The sequence below is a fragment of the Streptomyces sp. NPDC001970 genome, from assembly GCF_053594115.1.
Genome location: NZ_JBSFDW010000011.1, coordinates 128,783 through 153,918, shown reverse-complemented (window position 1 = coordinate 153,918; position 25,136 = coordinate 128,783). Strand labels below are relative to the sequence as shown.

Sequence of the window (25,136 nt, the reverse complement as noted above, 5' to 3'; positions counted from 1 at the left end):
TCACCTCACGAAGGCGCTCAGGCCGTCGGTGACGGCGCGTCCGACGATGAGGGTCTGCATCTCCCGCGTGCCCTCGTACGAGTAGATGGCCTCGGCGTCGGCGACGAAGCGGCCGATGTTGTAGTCGAGGAGGATGCCGTTGCCGGCCAGCAGTTCCCGCGCCCACCCCACGTTCTCGCGCATCCGCACGGTGCAGTAGGCCTTCGCCAGGGCGGACTGTTCATCCCGGAATACCCCGGCGTCCTGCAACTGGGCCAGGCGCGTCATCATCCCGCAGGAGGCCGTGGCGTTGCCGAGCATCTTCACGAGCAGGTCCTGCACGAGCTGGAAGCCCCCGATCGGGCGCCCGAACTGTTCGCGGTCCTTCGCGTACTGCAGGGCGATCTCGTAGGCGGCGAACATCACGCCCACCGCCTGCCACGCCACGCCGCTGCGTGTCTGGCGCAGGATCTTGGCGGTGTCCTTGAACGAGTTCGCGTTCTGCAGCCGGTTGGCCTCCGGAACACGGCAGCCGTCGAGCACGATGTCGGCGTTCTGCACGATCCGCAGCGCCATCTTCTTCTCGATCTTCGTCGCGGTGAACCCGGGGGTGTCCTTCTCCACGACGAAGCCCAGCACATGACGGGTCTCGACATCGCGGGCCCAGATGACGACCAGGTCGGCGAACGTCGCGTTTCCGATCCACCGCTTCGCGCCGTCAAGGATCCATACGTCGCCGTCACGGCGCGCGGTCGTCTCCAGACCGCCGGACACGTCGGAGCCGCCGTGCGGCTCGGTCAGCCCGAAGGCGCCGATCTTCTCGAAGCGGCTCATCGCCGGCAGCCACCGCCGCTTCTGATCCTCGGAGCCGCAGGTGAGGATGGTGCCCATGGCCAGGCCCGTGTGCACGCCGAAGAAGGTCGCCACCGACGCGTCGGCATGCGCGAGCTCCAACGCCATGAGACCCGCGAAGAGGTTGCTCGGCCTGGATTCCTGCGAGTCCGGGTCGGCCCAGTCCACAAGACCGAGCCTCCCGAAGCCTTCGATCAGCTGGAAGGGGAACTCGGCCCGGGCCCAGTGGTCGTCGACGATCGGGGCGACCTGCGTGCGGAGGAACTCGCGGACGGACTCGATCTTCCCCCGCTCGTTGTCCGACAGCAGTTCCTCGTAGGCGTAGAAGTCGGCGGGCAGCAGCCCTTTGTCCAGGTAGGGACCGGACGGTGTCGGCAAGGTCGTCGTGCCGCTCATTGCAGTCTCCTTCAAGCGCTGTGGGGCGTGGCCAGGAGATCCGCGCCCGGCGTTTCGGTTCCCGGGCGCGATTAAACGCGGGTCCGGGGCCAGTCCCCCGGACCCGCGCCGGGCAGGGGTGCCGTGTCGCCGCAGACCACCCCAGTGGACCGTCGCCGCCGGTGCGGGAGAGTGAGGCAGGACTGCGCGGACTGTCGGAACGTCATGTCGGTGGTGGCGCTGGAGCCGCTGCTGCGGTGGGCGTGAAGCCGGGGCGACCTCCGCTCCGGTCCGGTCCAAGCGACCGGTCTCGGTCAGGGCCGCATTACGGTGGGGCACGAGGGCCTTCCTGGTCGCCGGTGCAGATGTCGCAATCCACACCTGGCCAGAAGGCCCTCACTCATTTCAAGATCCCTCAGCCGAGACCTGCATCACCCGTCCACAACCTCCCAGGACAGAACACCTAGGGAGGCGGCCTGTCCTGTTCCGAGGCGATTGCCGGGCCAGGTTGGGCAGGGAGCCGGGCAAGGCTCTGCTCCAGAGCGTCGAGTGCGGCCCGGGCTTCGGCGATGCGCGCATGGACCTGCTCATCGCCCAAGGCCGCCGTGTCCGCGGATGATGGCGGGGAAGCAGTCTGGGCCTCCAGCTGGCGTGCCTCCTCAAGGGAGTTGATGACGACTCCGACGAGGAGGTTGACCAGCACGAAGGAGCCGAGCAGGACGAACGACGCGTAGTAGAGGATGCTCCAGCGGGAGATCTCCAGTCCGGCGCGGACGGCATCGCCGAGGCCGTCGAGAGTGATGAGCAGGAACAGGGTGAGGACGGCGCGGCCGAGAGAGCCGTAGTGCTCGGGGTCGTTGTCGGCGAAGAAGACCCAGCCGACCATGGCGTACACGTACAGCAGCAGCGTGCCCACGAGCAGGAAGCTCAGGGTGCCGGGCAGGCTCTTGCCCACGGCGACGATCACGATGCGCAGCTGCGGGAGGAATCGCGCCGCGCGCAGTACCCGCGCCAGGCGCAACAGCCGCAGCACGGTGGCGTTCTCGCGGGCGAACGGGGCGAACGCGAGGACGACCACGGCAAGGTCGAAGAGGTTCCACGGGTCGCGGAAGAAGTCTTTGGGCCGGTCGGCGTGGGCGGCGGCACGCAGCAGCAGCTCCGCGGTGAAGGCTGCCAGGAACAGGTGCTCGGCGGCCTTCAGGACATCATGCCACTGGCGTACGGCACCGTCGTAGGTCTCGATGCCCAGCAGGACGGCATTGCCCAGAATGAGGCAGAACACCGAGGTGGTGAAAGCGGTGGAGTAGACGATGCGACGGCTGCGGATGGCCAGAGCCTGCTGTAACCGACCGGTCCGGTCCGGCATCGGAAAGGTCTCACTTCCTGTGCGGCCCGCTGGGGCATGAACCGGAGTGGATCTTAGGGCTTGTCGAAGACCTTCTTGCCGACCGGGGTGAGCCCGTGCCCATGATGCGTGCTCTTGCCGACGTCCAGGCCGAGGAGAACGCCCACGCTGCTGGTGTCGATCAGCGTGCGCGCCATGCGATCAACAGGGGGAACAGTCATGCCGGGCCCGGAGGCCAGCGGCCCTCTTGCAGGACCGCGAAAAACATAACGGGCACAGCAGCACGGCGGCGATCATCGCCCGCTGCAGCGTGCCGTCGGAGAGTTGATGCGGGTGCGAGCACAGAACTCGGCCGGCGTCCAGGCCGATCTCAGCGAGTGCGTCGCGCTCCTGTGTTCGGGCGTCGGTGCCGCGCTGGTGTGTGCTCTCGTCGCCGACGCAGGGGTTCTGGGCGCCACGTTGGCTCATAGAGACATCCGGGAGCGCGGGTGAGAGGGTTCTCATCCGGTGCTTATCGGCGGATCATGATCGGTGGGCAGGATGGCCGTCATGAGCGCGCAGAAGGTGGCCACTTGTGTGGGCCTCGTGGCGTTCGTGACGCTGCTGTTCGGCGTCGGGGCGCCAGCGTTGCTGCCCCCGGACCCGGTGCCGGAGATCACGATCGTTGAACCGGCGGCGAATCAGACGGACGAGGGGGACGACGATGAGGCGGACCCGGCCCCGCCGGTTCCCTCCGGAGGCGACGATGACGCCGACGACGGCCGAACCGGCTACGGTGCGGATTCCGACGACGGGTCTGACGACGACGGACCCCACGGCGGGGGACAGGGCGACGACGACGGACCCGGTGACGACGGATCCGGCGACGACGGGGACGACTGGGGCGACGGGGACGACTGAGCCGCCGCCCCGCCGGCGGTGGCGGCCCGTGCTCGGACTGCGGCTGCGGCTGCTCGGCTGGGCGCTCGCGCTGCTCGCCGTGGCCAGCCTCTCCTCCGTGGTGGTGATCCGCCAGGTGCTGCTCAACCAGCTCGAGAACCGGATCACCGCCGACATGCGCCAGGAGGTGACCGAGTTCCGTCGCCTCGTCGGTGGCCAGGACCCCGCCACCGGAGGGCCGTTCGGCACCGATCTGCGCGCCATCGCCGACACCTATCTGCTGCGCAACGAACCGCAGACCGGCGAGGCGGTACTGGTCTTCGTCGACGGGCGCTTCTACCGCGCGACGGAGGACCTGCCGTACGACCTCGCCGCCGACACCGCCCTCACCGCCCGCTGGACCTCCCTCTCCGACAGCGCCTACGGGCAGGTGGCAGACACCCCCGCCGGCTCCGGGCGCTGGCTGGCCGTGCCGGTGGTCATCGACGGGACGGTGCGCGGGCACGTGGTGGTGGCCGAGTTCGGCGCCGAGCGGCGCGCCGAGATCGACCGGGCGGTGCAACTGATGATCCTGGGCTGCTTGCTGGTGATCGTCGTGGTCGCCGCCGGCGGCTATCTCGCCATGGGACGTGCGCTGCGCCCGCTGCGCACGGTCACCGACACCGCACGCGCCATCGAGGAGAACGACCTGTCCCGCCGCATCGCGGTGACCGGCACGGACGAGGTCGCCGACCTGGGCCGTACGTTCAACGCGATGGTCGGCCGGCTGCAACGGGCGTTCGCCGCCCAGCGGGCGTTCGTCTCCGACGCCGGGCACGAACTGCGTACCCCGATCACCATCGTGCGCGGACATCTGGAGCTGATGGGAGACGACCCGGCCGAGCGGGCCGAGACCATCGCGCTGGTCACCGACGAGCTGGACCGGATGAACCGCATGGTCGACGACCTGCTGATGCTCGCCAAGGCCGAGCAGCCCGACTTCCTGCACCCCGCCCTCATCGACGCGGCCGAGGTGATGCACGAGGTGTACGTCAAGGCGGTCGCGCTGGGCGACCGGGACTGGTGCCTCGGCGTCGTGGACCGGGCCGCGATTCTGGCCGACCGGCAGCGGTTGACCCAGGCGCTGATGCAACTGGCTCAGAACGCGGTGCAGTTCACATCGTCCGGCGACCGGATAGAACTGTCCGCCCGGGCCGAGGGCGAGCGGGTGCTGCTCGCCGTCGAGGACACCGGCGTGGGCATCGAGCCGGAGGACCGGGAGCGCATCTTCGACCGGTTCGCCCGGGCCGAGGCCGGCCGGGCCCGGGCCGAGGGCGCGGGCCTGGGGCTCGCCATCGTCGTCGCCATCGCCGAGGCACACCGTGGCACCGTTACGGTGGACAGTGTCCCGGGTGCCGGATCCTGCTTCACCCTGGTCCTGTCCGCCGAGCCGGAGGAGGCGCCGTGAACCGGGTCCTCGTCGCCGAGGACGAGCCGCGTATCGCCTCGTTCCTGGCGAAAGGGCTGCGCGCCGCCGGGTATGTGACGACCGTGGTCACGAACGGCGTCGAGGTCGCCGCCCGGGCCCGCGGCGACGACTTCGACATCCTGATCCTGGATCTCGGCCTGCCCGGCCAGGACGGCCTGGCCGCGCTGGCGCAGTTGCGCACCCGCGGCGAGCGCCTCCCGGTCATTGTGCTGACCGCCCGGGACGGCGTCCCTGACCGGATCACCGGCCTGGATCTGGGCGCCGACGACTACATGACCAAACCATTCAGCTTCGACGAGCTCCTGGCCCGGGTGCGCGCCCGGCTGCGCGACCGCGGCAACGATACCCCCACCTCCCTGGAGGCCGGTTCCGTCCGGCTGGACCTGGTACGCCGCACCGCCACGGTGGCCGGCCGGGAGGTCGAGCTCACCGCCCGCGAATTCCTGCTGGCCGAAACGCTGATCCGGCACCGCGGACAGGTTCTCTCCCGCGAGCAGCTGCTGGACCGGGTCTGGGGCCTGGCCCACGATCCCGGCTCCAACGTCGTCGACGTCTACATCGGCTATCTCCGGCGCAAACTGGGCGCGGACCTCATCGACACGGTCCGCGGCATGGGTTACCGCCTCGCCGGCGACTGAGGGCGGGCGCGTTGATGCTCGCTCGTCGGCGATCGACGGCGCGGAGCCGCTCGCCTGAGAACACTCTCATCGAGGCCACACCGCCTGCTCACCGACGCCGCGCAGGCTCGGGAGCATGACGTCTCTCCATACTGCGCCTGATGCCGACGAGTCCGTGCGTGACACCGACGAATCCGCCTCTGACGCCGACGAGTTCGTGCCCGACCCCGACGGCGACCTGCACCTGCTGACCGGACCGGATGCCGGCGACATGCTCGCAGCCGCCCTGGAACCGACCGGCGCGCACCTGCTGTCCTGGCGCGCCGATCAGGTGGACCACCAGCCAGGCCGCGCCAGCACGGCCGGTTACCGGGTGCAGGTCCGCCATCGCGACGGGACGGCCGGCGAGGAGTGGCTGGGGGCCCGCACCGGCCGCCGCCTTCCGTCCGGGGCGCTGGTACTCGACAACGGCGTCGCCAAGGTGGCGGTATGGCGCTTCCCGTACGACCCCCGCCTTCCGGCACTGCCCGGGGCGTACGACCGGGCCGCACTCGCCCGGCTGCTGTCCGACTTCGGGCTCGGCAGCGGCCCGATCACGGTGCGGGTACATGCCTACCGGCCGGGCCGCCGCGCCGTCATCGAGGTCGGGGGCGCCAAAGGCCGGCTGTTCCTGAAAGTCGTCCGCCCCAGCCGGGTCGAGGCCCTGCATCGGCGTCACCGCCTGCTCACCGAGGTGGGCGTCCCCTCCCCGCCCAGCCTCGGCTATACGGACGAAGGTCTGCTCGTACTACAGGCCCTGCCTGGTGAGACATTGCGCCGGGCGCTGCAGCACGGCAGCGGCCCGCCGCCGTCCGCGCAGGCGATCGTCTCGCTGCTCGACCGGCTCCCACCCGAGTTGGCGCAGCTCCCCGATGCCCGGCAGTCGTGGCCGGCCAAGGCACCGCACTACGCGGCTGTGCTCGCGGGCGCGCTGCCACCGCTGGCCGGCCGGGCCACCGAGCTGGGCGCGGAGCTCGCGGCGGGCTCCGAGCCCGGACCGGTCACCGCGGTGCACGGTGACCTCTACGAACAGCAGCTCCTGGTGGTCGGCGGCCGCATCTGCGGGCTGCTGGACGTGGACACCGCCGGCCCCGGCGAACGCGTCGACGACCTGGCCTGCTTGCTGGGGCATCTGTCGGTCCTGGCCCAGCTCGCCCCGGCACGCGCCGACGCTGTCAACGGGCTGGGCGCCGCCTATCTGGCGGCGTTCGAGCGACTCGTCGACCCCGCGGAGCTGCGCCGGCGGACGGCGGCCGTGGTGCTGTCCCTGGCCACCGGCCCGCACCGGGTGCAGGAGCCCGGCTGGCCCGCCGCCACCGGCGCCCGTCTGGACCTCGCGACCCGCTGGCTGCGCAGCGCGGACACCCTGGCCGCCGTGCCATGAGGGCTCTCTCACGGACGGCACAGGACCACCTCATCGCCGACGTCGAGAGTGGAGAACGGAACCAACCGAAGGAGGAACACCTCATGCGCATCACCCGACCATGGCGCATCGCCGTTGCCGGAGCCGGCGCGACCGCCGTCCTCGCGGGCCTGGGGGGCGTCGCGGCCGCCGGCGACGACATCGACGTAAAGGACAAAGTCAAGCCCATCAGCGTGGGCACGGGATCGGACGACGGCAAGGCGGACGACTCGGCCAACTCGGCCGACAGCCCGAGTTCGTCACCGTTCGACTCCGCGGACTCCCCGTCCCCGGCGCCCAAGCCCGCGAAGCCCAAGCCGACTGCCGACTCGGCAGACTCGCCTGCCCAACCCAAGCCCAGGAGCGCCGACTCGGCAGACTCCCCGAACGCACCGGCCAAGCCGACCCAACAGCGGCAGCCCACCGCGGACTCGGCCGACTCCCCGGCCGCACCCGCCCCCAGCGACGGCGGCTCGGCCGACTCGGGCGGCTCGGCCGACTCGGGCGGCTCGGCGGACTCCGCCGACTGACCTGATCGGCGGCCGGCTCCACGACCCGGTGACACCGGGCAGGACTGCACCCCGGTCTGCCGCCCAACCCGACGGGCGATGGACCGGGGTGCAGCGGAGATCTGGCAGGGCGACAAGCGCGGCCAGAGACTTCTCCTTCTGCGCCAGGAGGACTGACGCGCCAGGTCGTGTCGTCAAAGTGATCTCGAGTTGTGGATCACCGGGTGGTGACACGCCGCCATGAACTGTCCGATGCGGAGTGGCAACGCGTGGGCCGAGATGGCGTCGAGCGTGGGAACGGACTGGGCGACGTACCGCCGGGAAGGGCCCGGCGTGAGCGCGTTCGCGCTCGAGGCGGGCGTCGTCCACCACACCTACTCGGCGTACGAGCGGGGGCTGGACGTCCTCTGGGGCATGTACCAGCGGCTCGACCGCGCGCCACTCGGTCGCAACGAGACCGGCTTCCGGTGGCGCCGCCACGACGAGTACGCCGGCGGCTGACGCTCACGCAAGCCTGCGCCACCGGCCTCACCACCGCACGCGGAACGCTGCGCCACCGGCCTCACCACCGCACGCGCAAGCCAGCGCCACCGGCCTCACCACCGCACGCGGAAGCCTGCGCCACCGGCCTCACCACCGCACGCGGAACGCTGCGCCACCGGCCTCACCACCGCACGCGGAACGCTGCGCCACCGGCCTCACCACCGCGCGCGCCGGCCTGCTCGGGCGGGCGCCGCGCGGTGGTTGGTCTCCTTCGGCCCCACGGCGGGCAACCCCTCGCAGGGCGCGGCCACGGCCGACTACTACGCCCTCACGGACTGGGCCTACGTCGACGAGCTGGTCTTCTGGGGCGGCTCGTCGGGCGAGGGCCTGATCCTCGCGCCGAACGCCCCGATCGTGGACGCGGCCCACCGGCACGGCGTGCCCGTCCTGGGCAATGTGTTCCTGCCGCCCGTGGCGTACGGCGGACAACTGCAGTGGACCCGCGACCTGGTGCAGAAGGACTCCGCCGGGCACCACCCCCTCGCCGCCCGGCTCGTCGCGGTGGCGGAGGCGTACGGCTTCGACGGCTGGTTCGTCAACGCCGAGACCGGCGGCGGGGACGCCGCGCTCGCCGAGAGCATGCTCGGCTTCCTCACCGAGCTCAAGGCGCTCGGGGCGGCCAAGGGCCAGCGCGTCACGTGGTACGACGCGATGACCGTGAACGCCTCGGTGAGCTGGGAGGGCGCGCTCAACGACCAGAACAGGGCCTTCTTCCGGGCCGCCGACTCCATGTTCGTCGACTTCCGCTGGACCGCGGCCAGGCTCGCCTCATCCGGGACACTCGCCGATCAGCTCGACCGCAGCCGCTACGAGCTGTGGGCGGGCGTCGACGTCGAGGCGAGCGGCTGGAACAAGGCGGTCGACTGGGACGCGTTCATCCCCCGGGACCGGGACCACATCGTGTCGTACGGCTTCTACCGGCCGGAATGGACCCGCAACCACCTGCCGGCCGACCGCACCCCGGGCCAGTTCCACGCCGCCGACGACCGGTTCTGGACGGGCCAGTCGCTCGACCCGTCCCAGCCGGACGGCGCGAGCGGCTGGCGCGCCCCCGCGACCGCGGTCGCCGACCGGTCGTCGCCCGGCACTCGCTCGCGCCCACCGGCTGGGGCGACGGAGGCGGCGGCACGACGCGCGAGATGGTCGCCAAGGCCGCCCGGATGCGGGACCTGGAGGGATCGGCGACCGTCGTCCGGGAGACCCCGGCGGAGTTCTTCACCAAGGCCGAGGCCGAGTACCCGAATCCGCCGGTGTGGGTCGGCGAGCTCTACCTGGAGCTGCACCGCGCCACGCTCACCAGCCAGGCGAGGACCAAGCAGGGCAACCGGCGCTCGGAGCACCTGCTGCGCGAGGCCGAGCTGTGGGCGGCGACGGCCGCGGTGCGGACGGGATTCCCGTACCCGTACGAGCAGTTGGACCGGGTCTGGAAGACGGTGCTCCTGCACCAGTTCCACGACATCCTTCCCGGCTCGTCCATCGCCTGGGTGCACCGCGAGGCCGAGAGGACGTACGCGGCCGTGGCCGAGGAGCTGAACGGCGTCATCGGCGCGGCTCAGCGCGCCCTCGCCGGTGACGGCACGGCCGAGCTGGTCTTCAACGCGGCGCCGCACGCCCGGCACGGGATCGCGGCCGGTGGCGCCGCCCGGACGGCCTCCGCCGGTGCCTCGTATGTGCACCCGCGTGAGGGCGGCGGTCACATCCTGGACAACGGTCTGCTCCGGGTGGAGATCGACGGGCGTGGTCTGGTCGTCTCCGCGTACGACATCGGCGCGGAGCGCGAGACGGTCGCACCGGGCAGTGCGGCGAACCTGCTGCAGATCCATCCCGACTTCCCGAACATGTGGGACGCATGGGACGTGGACGAGTTCTACCGCAACACGGTGACCGACCTGGTGGACGCGGACGAGGTCGGGGCGGCGCAGGGCTCAGGGGCCGCGGCGGTGCGGGTCGTGCGCACCTTCGGGGCCTCGAAGGTCACCCAGGTGCTGTCGCTCGAGCCCGGGGCCAAGCGGCTCGACATCGCCACCGAGGTCGACTGGCACGAGACCGAGAAGTTCCTGAAGCTGGCGTTCCCGCTGGATGTGCACGCCGAGCGGTACGCGTCCGAGACCCAGTTCGGCCACTTCCACCGGGCCACCCACACCAACACGAGCTGGGAGGCCGCCAAGTTCGAGGCCTGCAACCACCGCTTCGTGCACATGGAGGAGCCGGGGTGGGGCGTCGCACTGGTCAACGACTCCACGTACGGCCATGACGTGACCCGCACCGTCCGCACCTCCGACTCCGGTACGACGACCACGGTGCGGGTGTCCCTGCTGCGCGCCCCGCGCTTCCCCGACCCCGAGACCGACCAGGGCCTGCACCGCTTCCGCCATGCGCTGGTGCCGGGGGCGACGATCGGCGACGCGGTCCGCGAGGGCTACCGCGTCAATCTGCCGGAGCGCCGGGTCACCGGCGCAGGGGACGAGGTGACGCCGCTGGTCACGGTGGACAACGACGCGGTCGTGGTGACCGCCGTCAAGCTCGCGGACGACGGCAGCGGCGACGTCGTGGTCCGCTTCCACGAGTCGCGGGGCGGCCGGGCCCGGGCGGCTCTGACGGCGGGCTTCCAGATGTCGGACGCCACGCCGACGGACCTGCTGGAGCGTCCGCTCGCGGAGGCGGAGGAGCCGCAGCGGGCGGGGAACACGGTGTTCCTGACGTTGCGTCCGTTCGAACTGGTGACGCTGCGGCTGAAGCGGGACTGACGTCGGAGTTGAGCCATTCCGATCGAAGAACGAAATCACCTCGCGCATCAACAGGCAGTGGCTCGGCTCGTCAAGGCGGCCATGAGCCATTGGTACAGTGCGGAGTCGCTTCCGAGCGGCCGGAGGAGGCCAACGGACCATGGCGGTCGACGAACTCGACACCCGTATCCTGCGGCTGATGATCGAGCAGCCGCGCACCAGCGTGCGTGAGTACGCGCGCATCCTGGGCATCGCGCGCGGCACGCTCCAGGCGCGGATCGACCGGCTCGAACGCGACGGGGTGATCACCGGCAGCGGGCCGTTCCTGTCCCCCGCCGCGCTGGGCCATCCGGTGCTGGCCTTCGTCCACATCGAGGTCACTCAGGGGCATCTGGACGAGGTGGGTGATGCGCTCGCCTACGTACCGGAGATCGTCGAGGCCTTCTCGATCACCGGCAGCGGGGATCTGCTCACGCGGGTGGTGGCCCGTGACAACGGTCACCTCGAGGATGTCATCCAGCGGCTGATCAACCTGCCGGGCGTGGTCCGTACGCGCACGGAGATGGCGCTTCGGGAGCGCGTGCCGCACCGGCTGCTGCCGCTCGTGGAATCGGTGGGACGCACCGCCGGCGGGGCACGCTGACGCCTTCGCCGGGCAGGTTGGCATCCTGGAGTCCATGAGCACTGCGCGAAGGACGTCGGTCATTTTCGATCTCGACGGGACGCTCGTCGACAGCGAGCCGAACTACTACGAGGCGGGCCGCCGGGTCCTCGCCGGCTACGGCATCACCGATTTCAGCTGGGAGCACCACACCCGCTTCATCGGCATCGGCACCCGCGAGACGCTGGAGAGCCTGCGCGAGGAGTACGGGATCGACGCCCCGGTCGAGGACCTGCTGGCAAGCAAGAACCGGCACTACCTGGCGCTGGCGCGGGCGAAGACCGAGGTGTACCCGGAGATGCGGAAGTTCGTCGAGCGGCTGGACGCGGCAGGCGTGTCGATGGCCGTGGCCTCCGGCTCCTCCCGCGCGGCGATCGAGACGGTCCTGGAGGGCACCGGCCTCGGTGCGTACCTCACCACCCTGGTCTCCGCCGAGGAGGTCGCGCACGGCAAGCCCCGGCCGGACGTCTTCCTGGAGGCGGCGCACCGGCTGGGCGCGGAGCCCGCCGACTGCGTCGTCGTGGAGGACGCCCCGCCCGGCGCGGCCGCGGCACACGCCGCCGGAATGCGCTGCATCGCCGTCCCGTACGTGCCCGAGACGGCCGACGACGAGGCCTTCCGCACGGCGGGGCTGCTCTTCCCCGGCGGCCAGCCGGAGTTCACTGCCCAGGCGGCGTACGACTGGCTCGCCCGGTCGGCTCCGTCCGTCTGAACGCGCGGCCGCGGAGCCTGCGGGAGCGGCGGCGGCCGGCTCGCCCCGCATCCGTCACAGGTCGGGGCGCGGCGCTTCGTCAGCCGCGTGCAGTGGCGTGCCGAAACGCGCCAGGCAGTGCCAGACCTTCTTGAGCGCCTGCGGGTCGTGGCGGCCGGTTCTGGCTGCGTTTCCGATGATCCGGGGATCGAGCAGGCCATCGACCGCGATCTCGGTGCCGAGCTCCACGTATTCCTGTCCGCGGTAGTCGGGGTGGCGTTGCAGGTCCTCGACGGTGAGCCGGAATCCGGAGTGCCATTCGACGGGGCACGGAAGCAGGCGGGCGGCCGCCTCCACGGCCGTGCCGCGGTGGCTCGGATCCAGGACCAGTGCCTCCACGTCACGGTCGAGCCTCACCGGCCCGTGCACCTGCGCCTCGACGTAGTCGTCGAGAGCGTCCTGTCCGTCGGCCTCGGCGAGCTCGATGAGCGCCATGCGGGAGGCGACACCGAATGCCGACGGCTCGAGAAAACTGTCCGGATAGCAGAACGTGGTGCGTCGAAGCGTCCCGGCGGCCAGCCTGACGTGGGCTGATCCGAATCGCGGCGCCGCGCCGAAGGTCTTGCGCCGGAAGTTCAGCGCACCGTAGACAGGACGCTCGTCGGCGGGTGCGTCGTCGTACGCGCCGCCGAAGATCCTGCTCTCCCAGTGCCAACGGTCCCCACCGAGGTGAGCCGTCAGTCCCCCGTTGCTCGTTCCGGTGACGAACTGCGAGCGGTAGACGCCGCCGTCCGCCAGCTCGGCCAGGATCCCGCGGTCGCCGACCTCGCGGTCCGGATGGAAGTTCAGCGTCACTCGCAGCGCGGAGCCGAGCGGATTCCCCGACGACAGGGCCTCGACATGGCGAACGGCTCGTTCCTGCGAGGGCCGGGAGGGGTCAACGCTCATCGGCGCAGTGTGCCCGAGTGCGATCCGCCGCCGCATCCGGATTGATCCTGCCGAACGCCGAACGCCGTGCCCGACCCGGCTGCGGCGCGGCTGCGCCGCGCGACGGGTCCCTCTCACTTCGGGACGCCGATCCAGACGGTCTTGACGTGCCCGTCGGGCGAACTGCCCCATGCGCAGGAGAGAACTCGATCTCCATTCGAACAAGCTCGCCGTCGCCGGCGCAGAAGGCCTCATCCTGGTGGTCCTCCACGCCGAGCCCGGCTGCCGAAGCGCGGAACTCCGGCGCCTCCTGGGGAGCCTTGTCGCTTCCGGCGACGGCACGTCGCAGGCGAGTGACCGCAGCGAGGTCGTCGAGGAGCAGTGAGCCGAAGAATCTGCCGGGTCGAGGGGCGGGACAGCAGGCAGCCAGCCGGCTGTTCGGCACACCGCCCCGGTCGGCAGCACGTCCGGGGCGGTGTGCGGCGGGCACCGGCCGCGCCCCCGCCGGAGCTCCCGTCCGACGCGGCTGCGGAGCGTGCGCGCGTCGTTCGCCGGGCCGTTCAGTCGGCCGGTCGCGACATCGCGTCCCGCACGGCTCGCAGGATGTCCTCGGACAGGGGGAACCTGCCGTCGCCCGAGCGGGCAGTACGGCACCTACGAGGGTGGACGGAACCGCCGGTCCGGCAGCCCCGCAGTGCCCGCAAGGGGGGTGTCAGCCTGAAGCGGCCTATGCACCACGACGGACCCTGGCGGCCTTGCGGGCCTCGGCAATCTGACGGGCCTCAGCAGACCGGCGAGACTCGCCACCGCCGCGACCAGCCCGCCCCGGACGGGTGCCCAGTCCGCGGAAGGGGGCACCGTCGCGCTTCGGGCGCTCCGCGACCGGCCCCCTGCCGCTGACGGGGACACCGGAGGGAGCCTGGGCGCCGGTGATGCGGCTCAGCTCGGCCTCGCCGGAGCGGACCTGCGTGATCTGCGGCCTGATGCCCGCGTCGGACATGAGACGGGCCATGTCCCGGCGCTGGTTGGGCAGGACCATGGTGACGACGGTGCCGGACTCGCCGGCGCGGGCGGTACGGCCGCCGCGGTGCAGGTAGTCCTTGTGGTCGCCGGGCGGGTCGACGTTGACTACCAGGTCGAGATGCTCGACGTGGATGCCGCGGGCCGCGACGTTGGTGGCCACCAGGACCGTGACGTCGCCCTCCTTGAACTGGGTCAGGATCCGGGTGCGCTGGGGCTGCGACTTGCCGCCGTGGAGCGCCGCTGCCTTCACGCCGCTGCTCAGCAGGTGCTTGGTGAACTGGTCGACAGCGTGCTTGGTGTCCAGGAACATGATCACGCGCCCGTCGCGGGCGGCGATCTCGGTGGCGGTGGCGTACTTGTCGGCGCCGTGCACCTGCAGCACGTGATGCTCCATGGTGGTGACCACGCCCGCCGACAGGTCGACCGAGTGGACCACCGGGTCATGGAGGTAACGACGGACCAGGAGGTCGATGTTGCGGTCCAGCGTGGCCGAGAACAGCATGCGTTGGCCGTCGGGGCGTACCTGGTCCAGCAGTTCGGTGACCTGGGGCATGAAGCCCATGTCGGCCATCTGGTCGGCCTCGTCCAGGACGGTGATGTTCACCCGGTCCAGGCGGCAGTCCTTGCGCTCGATGAGATCCGCGAGGCGGCCAGGGGTCGCGACGACCACCTCGGCCCCGGCACGCAGTGCGCCAGCCTGCCTGCCGATCGACATGCCACCGACCACAGTGGCCAGCCGCAGCTTCAGCAACCGGGCGTACGGGGCGAGCGCATCGGTGACCTGCTGGGCCAGCTCGCGCGTCGGGACGAGGATCAGGGCCAGCGGCTTCCGCGACTCGGCACGCTGCCCGGCCGTGCGCACGAGGAGCGCCAGGCCGAAGGCGAGCGTCTTGCCCGATCCGGTGCGCGCGCGGCCCAGGACGTCGCGCCCTGCGAGGGAGTTCGGCAACGTGGCGGCCTGGATCGGGAACGGCTCGTTCAGGCCGAGACTGGTGAGCATCTTCAGCAACTCGGCGGGCATGTCCAGCTCGCCGAAGGTCGCAGCCGCGGGGAGGGCAGGGGTGACGGTGACCGGCAGCGCGAACTCCCCCTGCGGCGTGGAGGGGCGGCGCCCGCTGCCGTCCGAACTGACGCCGGGGCGACCCTGGCCCTGTGGCCGGAAACGGTCATTCGTGTGAGCTGAACGGCTCATGGGAGAACCTTCCTCGACGGGGCACGCATCGAGGAATTCCCGACAGAAATGAGCCGGATGAATTGCAAGAACGAGCCGGAATTGGAGACTAAAATAAGTCCACCGGAATATAAAAATCAGCAAGCTGGGGCCCCACCCTGAAGGTGGGGCCCCAGCTACCTCATACGCTTCGGCGTCAGGCGGGAGTGATGTTCTCCGCCTGCGGACCCTTTTGTCCCTGCGTGACGTCGAAGTTCACCTTCTGGCCTTCCTGAAGCTCACGGAAGCCCTGGGTGGCGATGTTCGAGTAGTGGGCGAAGACGTCGGGGCCGCCACCGTCCTGCTCGATGAAGCCGAAGCCCTTTTCCGCGTTGAACCACTTGACGGTGCCAGTAGCCATGTCAGATCTCCTTCGGGGCAGTGCCCAGAGGCCCACACCGTGTGAACCCATGCGTTGCCACAATGAACCCCGTCCGGATAAGCACCGGATTTACGAAAATGCCCGACGACATGCAGCCGCCAAGGCACTTGAAGTTTCGGGAACCACAACTGCAACTACCGTTAAGTTTAGCACGGAACACGCATTTCGCACCACCCTTCACCCGCCACACCACACCCCACCCTTGCGGGAGCGCCCAATCAGCCACGCAAGCCTGTGCGAACTCGAATACACGTGAAAGGTTAATTTTCAGCTTAAATAAGGCGCAACATAAGGAGAACTCGTCTCTTTATCACCTTCTCAGCGACTCCGCATCGGGGCACCCGGCCTCCGGAGCTGGCACGACGTTCTCTCACCTGTCGAACATATGGTCGTTCGACGTCTCCGAGCGACATCTCGGCTTCGACACCTTCGACCTGGTCGAGCAGATTCTCGTCTCGCACCACCTCACCCGCGACGGCGACGTCGGCCGCTACCGTCGCGGCAGCTCCCGGCATCGGTACGCGTGGCCGGCGGAGCTCGACCTGATGGCACGGATCGCAGGGCTCGAACTGGAACGGCGCGTCGCGGACTGGGACGGAGCGCCGTTCACCCAGGACTCCACGAAGCACATCTCCGTGTGGCGCAAGCCGGCCTGACGCGGCGCCTCCCGGCGCGGCGGCGGTCGGACCAGGGGGTACGGTCACCTCCCGTGACATCAGGTGCAGGGGCAGAGGGCGTGTGATGGATCTGCGGGTGGGCGACGTCGTCAGGATCTCCCGTCCGTTCACCGAGGCCCTGGTCACAGGCAAGCAGCAGTCAGGCGGGGAAGTCGTTCTCGAGTGGCCGTGGCGGTCGGTCGACCCGGACTGCGAATGGATCCACTGGAACGGTGAGGTGGTCGTCGACGGCGATGCAGGGCAGGACAAGTGTCGCCGCGGGTTGTTCCGCACCGATCCGGCGCCCCACCGGCTCAGCACCGGCGACATGTGCCGCGTCGGCATCCCGCCGACCCTCGTACACGTAATCGACGTCGCCCACTACACCCCGTCCCAGGAGACCGGTTGGCTGCCGCGCCCCAGTCGGCTGGTGGTCGTCCTGCCCGCAGGCCGCTCGTTCGACTCCCGTCTGGAGACGCAAAGCGAGAGCTTCGACCCCGACGACGACATTCCGCTCGCCTTCGACCTGGTCTTCCGAACGCCTTCCTGGAGCCCGGCGACGAGGTCGCCGACAGCACTGGCCGCGCCCGGCGCTTCGACGGCCCGTGGAACTGGCAACCCCTCGACGGCGCCGAGCCCCACGAGCCTGCCTGGCCGCTCACCCTCCTCACCCGCCACCCCCGCGTCAACGCGACGACCACAGAAGCGGCAGTCGCCGTCGCCAATGCGACGAATACCGGCTCCCACCAGGAGGAATGCGCCCGCTGGAGCGCCGCCGCCCGGGCGAACCCTCCCTCACAGACCGTCGCCACATGACCGTCACGAAGCTGGAACTGCCCCTGCCCCACGACGTCGTCGGCTCCGCACCCTCACACTTGGTGCGGCCGGAAATCGGCCCTGCAGTCGTGGCCCCACCAGGGTTACCCGAGAAACGACAAGCGAACCTGACGGTTGGGATTGTCCCTATTCGTGTCGACCAGACAGACCGACTGCCAGGTGCCCAGCTCCAGCCGCCCTCGGATGACGGGCAGGGTCGCGTGCGGCGGCACCAGCGCGGGCAGGACGTGGTCGCGGCCGTGGCCGGGGCTGCCGTGGCGGTGCTGGTAGCGGTCGTCGGCGGGGAGCAGGACGTGCAGCGCGGCCAGCAGATCGTGGTCGCTGCCGGCACCGGTCTCGATGAGCGCGATCCCGGCGGTGGCGTGCGGCACGAAGACATGGAGGAGACCGTCCCGGCCCCCCGCGGTCTCCTCCAGGAACTTCTCGCACTCGCGGGTCAGGTCGGTCACGGCCTCGGCCGTACCGGTGACCACGCTCAGAACTCTGGTCGTGAAGGCTTCGGGCATAGGTCCATCCTCTCGCCCATCCTGCAGGATCGCGCGTCCGCGTGGCGAGACACCATTGACCGGTCGCCGACCCGGTCGCTACGTTCTGCGCCATGTTGCGTACAGCCTTGCTCACCACGCGCGGTCACATCGACCTGCTGCGGGTGGCCTCCGCCGCGGGTCCCCGCGGCTGCTGACGCCTTCTCAGCACAGGGAACGGGATCGGCGCGCCGAGCGTGCGCGTAGGCCGTAGCGCTCGCACCGCCCTCCCTTCTTTCCCGCTCGCCCCTCTCCTCTCTTCTGCCTCGCCCGCCCCGTGGTCACGGCTTCACCGTGCTGCCGCAGGGGCGCTGAGGCGCATCTCCCCTGCCCAGGAGCCTCCGTGACCGTCGGGCACGCCCCGCCGGATATTCCTGCGATATCCCCATCCACGATGTCGCCCGTCGAGCTCCCGCCCACTGTCGCGACCCCGCCGCCCCCGACACCGAATTCGCGCTCGTAGCCGTCACCCCGCCCGACGACGGCCGCGGAGGTCGCGCACGCCGCCGCGTACCCCGCCGGCTGCGCCGCACCGTCGGCCCCCTGCTGCTGCTCGTCGTCCGCACTCTCGAAAGGCTCCTGCTGCAATGGCGACCGACGTTCAAGGGACAGTGAGCACCGCTCCTCAGGCGACGACGGCGGTACGCGTCGGGGGGCTGACCCGTTCCTTCGACGGCCGTGCGGTCATCGACCGTCTGGATCTGACCCTGCGTGCGGGCGAGTTCACCGCACTGCTCGGGCGCAGCGGCTGCGGCAAGTCGACGCTGCTGCGCGTGCTCGCCGGGCTCGACCGCGACATCGAGGGCACGGTCCTCGTCCCCAAACGGCGGGCCGTCGCCTTCCAGGCACCGCGGCTGATGCCGTGGAAGCGGGTGTGGCGCAATGTGCTGCTCGGCCTGCCGGGCAAGCCCGAGCGTGCCGTCGCCGGGCGGGCGTTGGAAGAGGTCGGTCTCGGTCAACGCTCCGGCGCCTGGCCGAAGACGCTCTCCGGCGGCGAGGCACAGCGGGCCTCGCCGGCCCGGGCGCTCGTACGCGAACCCGATCTGCTGCTGCTCGACGAGCCGTTCGGCGCGCTGGACGCGCTGACGCGGCTCAAGGCCCAGCGACTGGTCGCCGGGCTGTGGCAGCGACGCGGTTGCGCCTTGCTGCTGGTCACGCACGACGTGGACGAGGCGCTGCTGCTCGCGGACCGGGCGCTGGTGATGCGGGACGGCGTCATCGCGTACGAGACCCCGGTCGCCCTGGACCGTCCGCGCACCGTCGGAGATCCGGGGTTCGCCGTGCTCCGCTCCCGGCTGCTCACCGAACTCGGCGTGGACGAGCCCGCTCCGCAGGCCGCCCCCGTGGGCGCGACCTCCGCCGCCTGAATCCCCTCACCAGCACGCATGCTCGCGCTGGCGCGGGGTCCGTCGAGCGGGACAAGCTGGAGATCTCCCCGAATCTGTGGGCGGGGTCGGTCTGGTCCGGGGTGGTGCGGGTACGGCGCTGGTCGGCAGCCACGCGGATGTCGCGGACCGTATCGAGGAGTACCACGAGCTGGGCATCGAGCACTTCGTACTGTCCGGGTACCCGCACTTGGAGGAGGCGTACTGGTTCGGGGAGGGCGTCACGCCCGAGCTGGGGGCGCGCGGGCCGCTCCCGAAGGTCCCGGTGTCCCCGCTGCCGGGCGTTCCGGAGGCGAACGGACGCCCGGCCTCGGCGCCGGGCGGCGCGCCGCTGCTGGTGGCGGGCGGCCGGTAGACACACGGGCCCGCCCGGGCCCCACCGACGCGGTGCGGTCGGGGCGGGGCGGGGGCTGTCGGGCTTCGGCGGTGGCGTGAAGGCGAAGGCGGGGCGCGTGTATGGGCCAGGGGCGTGGGCCGGGAACGTGGGGGCAGGCCCTCGGGCCCCGGGGTGATCCGCACCGGGCGGAGCGCCGGAGTGCCCGACCTCCGACGCCGGACCGGCTCGGTATGTGACCGGTACCGTCCATGGACGCGGGGGGGGCGGCGGCGTGGGCCGGGAACGTGGGGGCAGGCCCTCGGGCCCCGCGGTGATCCGCACCGGGCGGAGCGCCGGAGTGCCCGACCTCCGACGCCGGACCGGCTCGGTATGTGACCGGTACCGTCCGTGGACGCGGGGGGCGACGGCAGCCACCATGGCCTCATGGCTCACGACACTGCTCGTACGCCCCCGTCACCGCCCCTACCCCCCTCCGCCGACATCGTCGTCATCGGCGCCGGCGTCATCGGCGCGAGCATCGCCTTCCACCTCGCCGAGGCCGGGGTCCGCGACATACTCGTCCTGGAGCGGGACACACCCGCGTCCGGGTCGTCGGGCAAGCCGATCGGCGGTGTGCGCGCGCAGTTCTCCGATCCGCTCAACATCCGTCTGGGGCAGCGCAGCCTGGCCGCCTGGCGGGACTTCGCCGCGCGGCCCGGCGCGGACGTGGGGCTGGAGACCGTCGGCTATCTCTTCCTCCTCGACAGCGACGAGGACGCCGACGCGTTCCGCGAGGCCGCGGCCGCACAGCGGGAGCTGGGCGTGGAGAGCCGCGTCATCGGCCCTCACGAGGCGCACCAGCTGTGCCCGTACGTCGATCCGCGCGCGATCGTGGCCGCCGCCTACTCCCCCGGCGACGGGTACGCCCTGCCGAAGGCCGCCGTCCTCGGCTATCTGCGGGCGGCGCGCCGTCTGGGCGCGACCGTGCACACGCGGTGCGCGGTCACCGGCATCGACGCCGTCGACGGCACACTGCAGGCCGTGCGCACCACGGCAGGCACGGTCCGCACGCGCACCGTCGTCTGCGCGGCCGGTGCCTGGTCGGCCGCGATCGGCGCGATGGCCGGCGTATGTCTCCCGGTCATCCCGCTGCGCCGCCAGATCGCCCTCACGGGCCCGATCGTCCCTCAGCCGCCCCGCATACCCTTCACACTCGACTTCGCATCGACGCTGTACTTCCACAACGACACGGCCGACGGACTCGTCCTCGGCCTGTCCGACACCCGCCAGGAACCGGGCTTCGGACGGGACTTCAGCGAGGAGTGGCTGGAGCCGTTCCGGGCGGCCGCCGCACGCAGCGCCCCCGCGCTCGCGGAGCTGCGGCCGATGACCGGCTGGGCAGGGCTGTACGAGATGACGCCCGACCGCAACGCGCTGATCGGGGAGTCGGCGGACGTCTCCCGTTTCCTGTACGCCACCGGCTTCTCCGGGCACGGCTTCCTCCAGGCACCGGCGGTCGGCGAGATCGTGCGCGATCTGTGGCTGGGGCGGGAGCCGTTCCTCGACGTCGGCCCGCTGGCGGCGACGCGTTTCGACGGCGCCGCCGCGGTACGTCCCGAGGCCCACATCATCTGACGGAGGTTCGCATGGTCCCCACCTGGCAGCTTCGCGCCGCCTTCGCCCGCCGGCTCGCCGCGATGTACGGCAAGGAGGTACCCGCGTACACCACTCTGGTCGAGGTGGCAGGACAGGTCAACGACGACGTGCTCCGGACAGGCGGCGAGAGCGCCCAGCGGCTCGGCAGCATCGAGCGGGTCACGGCGGAGCGGCACGGCGCGATCCGCGTCGGCACGCCACGCGAACTGCGTCAGGCTGCGCAGATCTTCGCCGCGCTCGGCATGGAGCCCGTCGGTTTCTACGATCTGAGGGACGCGACGTCGAGTGCCGTACCGGTCGTCTCCACCGCCTTCCGGCCGGTGCTGCCCGAAGAACTGGACCGCAATCCGTTCCGCGTCTTCACCTCGATGCTGACTCCTGCCGACCGCCGATTCTTCGACGCCGGCCTGGAGAAGCGGCTCGCGGCGTTCCTGGAACGCCGCGAACTGTTCCCGCCGGAGCTGCTGGATCTGGCGGCGCGGGCCGAGCGGGAGGCGGGCCTGCCCCAGAAGCGGGCCGAGCGGTTCCTCACGCTCGCGGTCGGCGCCTTCGAGCTGTCCCCGCAGCCCGTGGACCGCGCCTGGTACGCCGAGCTGGAGAAGGTCTCCGCGGTCGCCGCCGACATCGGCGGTGTGACCAGCACCCACATCAACCACCTCACCCCCCGTGTGCTGGACATCGACGAGCTGTACCGGCGCATGGAGGAGCGGGGCATCACGATGATCGACCGGATCCAGGGGCCGCCGCGCTGGGCGGGCCCGGATGTGCTGCTGCGCCAGACGTCGTTCCGGGCACTGGCCGAGCCGCGGACCTTCCGGGAGGCCGACGGCAGCGTCACCACCGGTTCGCTGCGGGTGCGCTTCGGTGAGGTGGAGGCGCGTGGCATCGCGCTCAGCCGCGAGGGCCGGGCCGTGTACGAACGGCTCGTCGACGGACCGGTCGAGGAGTGGGCCGCGCACTTCCCGCGCACCGAGCGCCAACTGGCCGTGGAGGGGCTGGGGTTCTTCACGTACGAGGCGGTCACGGACCGTCCGCGCGACGGGCGGCGTGCGCCCGACGATCTCGCCGGCCTGCTCGACGGCGGCTGGCTGACGGCCCGTCCCCTCGTCTACGAGGACTTCCTGCCGCGCTCGGCGGCCGGGATCTTCCAGTCGAACCTCACCGATCCGGGTGCCCGGGACTCCGCCCAGGCGGGCGCCCAATACGACCGGCACTGGATGTCGGGGGCGATCGGTCGCACGGTGCACGACCCGTTCGACCTCTACGCCGCGCAGCAGGACGAATCGCTGTCCCGGGCCCGACAGGCCCTGGCCGCAGCGTGAAACCGCAGCGGGTTCGCGGCACCGATCGCGGCACGAATCGCAGGGTCAATCGCAGCAGGAGCAGAGGAGAGCGACGCATGACCACCACCGCACTGCCCGGCACCGACGCACTGCGGGCGCGGGCCGAGGAAGCCCTGAGCCGCTGCGGTGCCCAGCCGCCGACCGGTGGCCAGGGCGTCACCGCCCGTACGCCGCTGACCGGCGGCACACTGTTCAGCCTGCCCGCCACCACCCGGGAGGGCGCCGATGCGGTGATCGCGGCGGCCGACACGGCCTTCCGGGAGTGGCGCACGGTCCCGGCGCCACGCCGGGGCGCCCTGGTCAAACGGCTCGGTGAGCTGCTCACCACGCACAAGGAGGATCTCGCCGAGCTGGTCACCATCGAGGCCGGGAAGATCCATTCCGAGGCGCTCGGCGAAGTGCAGGAGATGATCGACATCTGCGAGTTCGCGGTCGGTCTCTCGCGGCAGCTGTACGGGCGCACGATGGCGTCCGAGCGGCCCGGCCACCGGCTCTCCGAGAGCTGGCATCCGCTCGGCGTGGTCGGGGTGATCTCCGCGTTCAACTTCCCGGTCGCGGTCTGGTCCTGGAACACGGCGATCGCGCTCGTCTGCGGCGACCCGGTGGTGTGGAAGCCGTCCGAACTGACCCCGCTCACCGCTCTGGCCTGCGACGCGCTGCTCGGCCGCGCGGCGGCGGACAGCGGCGCGCCCGCGGGTGTGCACGGGCTGCTGCTCGGTGGCCGGGAATGCGGCGAGCGACTGGTCGACGACCCGCGGGTGGCGCTCGTCAGCGCCACCGGGTCCGTGCGGATGGGGCGGGAGGTGGGGCCGCGCGTGGCGGCCCGCTTCGGCCGCTGCCTGCTGGAACTGGGCGGCAACAACGCGGCGGTCGTCACCCCGTCCGCCGACCTCGACCTGTCGGTGCGCGGCATCGTCTTCTCGGCGGCGGGAACGGCGGGACAGCGCTGCACCACCCTGCGCCGGCTCATCGTCCACGAGGACATCGCCGACGAGCTGGTGGGGAGAATCGTTCACGCGTACGGCCGGCTGCCGATCGGGGATCCCTTCCGGGCGGACACGCTGGTCGGCCCGCTGATCTCGACGGCGGCGTACGACGCGATGACCAAGGCCCTCGAAGCGGCGCAGGCCGACGGCGGCAAGGTGCTGACGGGCGGCGACCGGAGGCTGCGGGACGAGGCTCCGGATGCCGCGTACGTCCGCCCGGCGGTGGTCCGCATGCCCGGGCAGACGGCGATCGTCCGCGAGGAGACCTTCGCGCCGATCCTCTACGTCCTCGCGTACCGCACGCTGGACGAGGCGATCCAGCTGCACAACGGTGTTCCGCAGGGGCTGTCCTCGTCGATCTTCACGCAGAGCCAGCGCGAGGCCGAACGGTTCCTGGCCGCGGACGGCTCCGACTGCGGGATCGCGAACGTCAACATCGGCACCTCGGGCGCCGAGATCGGCGGCGCGTTCGGCGGCGAGAAGGAGACGGGCGGCGGCCGTGAGTCGGGCTCGGACGCGTGGCGCGCGTACATGCGCCGGGCGACGAACACGGTGAACCACTCCGCCGCCCTGCCACTCGCGCAGGGGGTGAACTTCCTCTGACGCACCGGCCGAGGCACCGGGGAAGATCCATGACCCCTCCTCGGTTGGTGGAAGCGTGAACAAATTCGGGGCGCGGGACGTCGACGTGGTCGTCATCGGCGCCGGACAGGCAGGCCTGTCCGGCGCCTATCATCTGCGGCGCGCGGGGCTGCGCCCCGACGTGGACTTCGTGGTCCTGGACCATGCGCCACTGCCGGGCGGCGCCTGGCAGTTCCGCTGGCCGTCGCTCACATACGGCAAGGTCCACGGCATGCACGCGCTGCCCGGCATGGAGCTGACGGGCGCCGACGACAGCCGTCCGTCGTCCGAGGTGATCGGCGACTACTTCACGCGCTACGAGCGCGCCTTCGATCTACGGGTGCACCGGCCCGTGGATGTGCGCGCCGTGCGCGAGGGCGAGGGCGGGCGACTGCTGGTGGAGGCGTCGGAGGGTACGTACGCGACGCGGGCCCTCATCAACGCCACCGGCACCTGGGACCGGCCCTTCCTGCCCCGCTACCCGGGACAGGAGACCTTCCTCGGGCGCCAGCTGCACACGGCGCAGTACCCGGGGCCCGAGGCGTTCGCCGGCCTGCGGGTGGTGGTGGTCGGTGGTGGAGCATCGGGGACCCAGCACCTGATGGAGATCGCCGAGGTCGCGGCGGAGACCACGTGGGTCACGCGGCGCCCGCCGGTGTTCCGGGAGGGCCCCTTCGGCGAGGATCAGGGCCGGGCGGCCGTCGCCATGGTCGAGGAGCGCGTTCGGCGCGGGCTTCCTCCGCTCAGCGTGGTGTCGGTGACGGGGCTGCCCCTGAACGACGCGATACGGCGTGCCCGTGCCGAGGGCGTCCTGGACCGGCTGCCGATGTTCGACCGGATCACGCCGACCGGGGTGGCCTGGGACGACGGCCGGACGGTCGACGCGGACGTCATCCTCTGGGCCACGGGCTTCCGTGCGGCGATCGACCATCTCGCGCCGCTCAGACTCCGCGAGCCCGGCGGCGGCATCGCACTGGACGGCACCCGGGCCGTACGGGACCCACGCATCCACCTCGTCGGCTACGGCCCGTCGGCCTCGACGATCGGCGCCAACCGCGCGGGCCGCGCCGCCGTCCGGGAGATCCAGCGCCTCCTGGGCTACGACCCCGCGGGCCAGGACCCCACGCTCGTGGGCACGCCCGCCTGAGGAGCTCGGGCCGCGCGGCACCACGGGGCCGGGGCCG

22 protein-coding genes and 3 pseudogenes are annotated in these 25,136 nt (G+C 71.3%); 18 read left to right on the top strand and 7 right to left on the bottom strand.

Annotation, left to right across the window (positions count from 1 at the left end; genetic code table 11):
• From ACWCP0_RS16470 to ACWCP0_RS16460, 3 genes are all read right to left on the bottom strand, one after another.
• Nucleotides 1-1,227, bottom strand: coding sequence for an acyl-CoA dehydrogenase family protein (locus tag ACWCP0_RS16470; RefSeq protein WP_451079487.1), 1,227 nt, complete (start codon nucleotides 1,225-1,227; stop codon nucleotides 1-3).
• Nucleotides 1,228-1,669: 442 nt separating this feature from the next.
• Entirely contained in the window at nucleotides 1,670-2,572 is a 903-nt protein-coding gene (locus ACWCP0_RS16465) for an ion transporter (protein WP_451079486.1), read from the bottom strand.
• Between the two features lie 53 nt (nucleotides 2,573-2,625).
• A complete protein-coding gene (locus ACWCP0_RS16460; protein ID WP_451079546.1) occupies nucleotides 2,626-2,748 on the bottom strand; it encodes a hypothetical protein in 123 nt (40 codons plus the stop codon).
• A gap of 352 nt (nucleotides 2,749-3,100) precedes the next feature.
• On the opposite strand from ACWCP0_RS16460, the gene ACWCP0_RS16455 reads away from it, so the two are divergent.
• From ACWCP0_RS16455 to ACWCP0_RS16410, 10 genes and pseudogenes are all read left to right on the top strand, one after another.
• Nucleotides 3,101-3,451, top strand: coding sequence for a hypothetical protein (locus tag ACWCP0_RS16455; protein ID WP_451079485.1), 351 nt, complete (start codon nucleotides 3,101-3,103; stop codon nucleotides 3,449-3,451).
• 28 nt (nucleotides 3,452-3,479) lie between these two features.
• Nucleotides 3,480-4,877: a sensor histidine kinase gene (locus ACWCP0_RS16450; protein ID WP_451079484.1), complete on the top strand. Its 1,398-nt coding sequence runs from the start codon at nucleotides 3,480-3,482 to the stop codon at nucleotides 4,875-4,877.
• Nucleotides 4,874-5,536, top strand: coding sequence for a response regulator transcription factor (locus ACWCP0_RS16445; RefSeq protein ID WP_451079483.1), 663 nt, complete (start codon nucleotides 4,874-4,876; stop codon nucleotides 5,534-5,536). Before ACWCP0_RS16450 ends, ACWCP0_RS16445 begins: the two co-directional genes overlap by 4 nt.
• Before the next feature lie 115 nt (nucleotides 5,537-5,651).
• Nucleotides 5,652-6,938: a phosphotransferase gene (locus ACWCP0_RS16440; RefSeq protein WP_451079482.1), complete on the top strand. Its 1,287-nt coding sequence runs from the start codon at nucleotides 5,652-5,654 to the stop codon at nucleotides 6,936-6,938.
• A gap of 83 nt (nucleotides 6,939-7,021) precedes the next feature.
• The gene (locus ACWCP0_RS16435; protein WP_451079481.1) at nucleotides 7,022-7,486 is read left to right on the top strand and encodes a hypothetical protein; all 465 of its coding nucleotides are present in this window, start codon (nucleotides 7,022-7,024) and stop codon (nucleotides 7,484-7,486) included.
• A gap of 231 nt (nucleotides 7,487-7,717) precedes the next feature.
• Entirely contained in the window at nucleotides 7,718-7,966 is a 249-nt protein-coding gene (locus ACWCP0_RS16430) for a DUF899 family protein (protein WP_451079480.1), read from the top strand.
• A 207-nt stretch (nucleotides 7,967-8,173) separates the two neighbouring features.
• A pseudogene (locus tag ACWCP0_RS16425) lies at nucleotides 8,174-9,088 on the top strand (endo-beta-N-acetylglucosaminidase); the annotation flags it as partial.
• A pseudogene (locus ACWCP0_RS16420) lies at nucleotides 9,085-10,755 on the top strand (alpha-mannosidase); the annotation flags it as partial. The pseudogenes ACWCP0_RS16425 and ACWCP0_RS16420, both read left to right, overlap by 4 nt.
• A 139-nt stretch (nucleotides 10,756-10,894) precedes the next feature.
• Nucleotides 10,895-11,377: an Lrp/AsnC family transcriptional regulator gene (locus tag ACWCP0_RS16415; RefSeq protein ID WP_451079479.1), complete on the top strand. Its 483-nt coding sequence runs from the start codon at nucleotides 10,895-10,897 to the stop codon at nucleotides 11,375-11,377.
• Nucleotides 11,378-11,411: 34 nt separating this feature from the next.
• Nucleotides 11,412-12,107, top strand: a complete 696-nt coding sequence (locus ACWCP0_RS16410; RefSeq protein ID WP_451079478.1) for an HAD family hydrolase — start codon at nucleotides 11,412-11,414, stop codon at nucleotides 12,105-12,107.
• Between the two features lie 54 nt (nucleotides 12,108-12,161).
• Here ACWCP0_RS16410 and ACWCP0_RS16405 read toward each other — a convergent pair whose 3' ends face one another.
• On the bottom strand, nucleotides 12,162-13,034 hold the full coding sequence (locus tag ACWCP0_RS16405) for a DUF3626 domain-containing protein (protein WP_451079477.1): 873 nt from the start codon (nucleotides 13,032-13,034) through the stop codon (nucleotides 12,162-12,164).
• A 169-nt stretch (nucleotides 13,035-13,203) separates the two neighbouring features.
• Between ACWCP0_RS16405 and ACWCP0_RS16400 the strand changes: the two genes are divergently transcribed.
• Nucleotides 13,204-13,398, top strand: a complete 195-nt coding sequence (locus ACWCP0_RS16400) for a hypothetical protein (protein WP_451079476.1) — start codon at nucleotides 13,204-13,206, stop codon at nucleotides 13,396-13,398.
• A 342-nt stretch (nucleotides 13,399-13,740) separates the two neighbouring features.
• Here the strand turns inward: ACWCP0_RS16400 and ACWCP0_RS16395 are convergent, their stop codons facing one another.
• Together ACWCP0_RS16395 and ACWCP0_RS16390 are read right to left on the bottom strand one after the other, a co-directional pair.
• A complete protein-coding gene (locus tag ACWCP0_RS16395; protein ID WP_451079475.1) occupies nucleotides 13,741-15,228 on the bottom strand; it encodes a DEAD/DEAH box helicase in 1,488 nt (495 codons plus the stop codon).
• Between the two features lie 175 nt (nucleotides 15,229-15,403).
• Nucleotides 15,404-15,607 carry a cold-shock protein gene (locus tag ACWCP0_RS16390; RefSeq protein WP_210586179.1) on the bottom strand — a complete coding sequence of 68 codons (204 nt, stop codon included), beginning with the start codon at nucleotides 15,605-15,607 and terminating at the stop codon, nucleotides 15,404-15,406.
• A gap of 98 nt (nucleotides 15,608-15,705) precedes the next feature.
• On the opposite strand from ACWCP0_RS16390, the gene ACWCP0_RS16385 reads away from it, so the two are divergent.
• On the top strand, nucleotides 15,706-16,284 hold the full coding sequence (locus tag ACWCP0_RS16385) for a hypothetical protein (RefSeq protein WP_451079474.1): 579 nt from the start codon (nucleotides 15,706-15,708) through the stop codon (nucleotides 16,282-16,284).
• 920 nt (nucleotides 16,285-17,204) lie between these two features.
• Here ACWCP0_RS16385 and ACWCP0_RS16380 read toward each other — a convergent pair.
• A complete protein-coding gene (locus ACWCP0_RS16380) occupies nucleotides 17,205-17,627 on the bottom strand; it encodes a secondary thiamine-phosphate synthase enzyme YjbQ (protein WP_451079473.1) in 423 nt (140 codons plus the stop codon).
• Between the two features lie 605 nt (nucleotides 17,628-18,232).
• Between ACWCP0_RS16380 and ACWCP0_RS16375 the strand changes: the two genes are divergently transcribed.
• The 6 genes and pseudogenes from ACWCP0_RS16375 to ACWCP0_RS16350 all read left to right on the top strand — a co-directional run bounded on the left by ACWCP0_RS16375 (nucleotide 18,233) and on the right by ACWCP0_RS16350 (nucleotide 25,099).
• A complete protein-coding gene (locus tag ACWCP0_RS16375; RefSeq protein ID WP_451079472.1) occupies nucleotides 18,233-19,012 on the top strand; it encodes an ABC transporter ATP-binding protein in 780 nt (259 codons plus the stop codon).
• A 47-nt stretch (nucleotides 19,013-19,059) separates the two neighbouring features.
• Nucleotides 19,060-19,385, top strand: a pseudogene (locus ACWCP0_RS16370) (alkanesulfonate monooxygenase); the annotation flags it as partial.
• A gap of 405 nt (nucleotides 19,386-19,790) precedes the next feature.
• Nucleotides 19,791-20,981: an NAD(P)/FAD-dependent oxidoreductase gene (locus tag ACWCP0_RS16365; RefSeq protein ID WP_451079471.1), complete on the top strand. Its 1,191-nt coding sequence runs from the start codon at nucleotides 19,791-19,793 to the stop codon at nucleotides 20,979-20,981.
• Between the two features lie 11 nt (nucleotides 20,982-20,992).
• A complete protein-coding gene (hglS, locus tag ACWCP0_RS16360; RefSeq protein WP_451079470.1) occupies nucleotides 20,993-22,324 on the top strand; it encodes a 2-oxoadipate dioxygenase/decarboxylase in 1,332 nt (443 codons plus the stop codon).
• Between the two features lie 77 nt (nucleotides 22,325-22,401).
• The gene (amaB, locus tag ACWCP0_RS16355; RefSeq protein WP_451079469.1) at nucleotides 22,402-23,934 is read left to right on the top strand and encodes an L-piperidine-6-carboxylate dehydrogenase; all 1,533 of its coding nucleotides are present in this window, start codon (nucleotides 22,402-22,404) and stop codon (nucleotides 23,932-23,934) included.
• Nucleotides 23,935-23,989: 55 nt separating this feature from the next.
• Nucleotides 23,990-25,099, top strand: a complete 1,110-nt coding sequence (locus tag ACWCP0_RS16350; protein WP_451079468.1) for an NAD(P)-binding domain-containing protein — start codon at nucleotides 23,990-23,992, stop codon at nucleotides 25,097-25,099.
• Nucleotides 25,100-25,136: the final 37 nt, after the last annotated feature.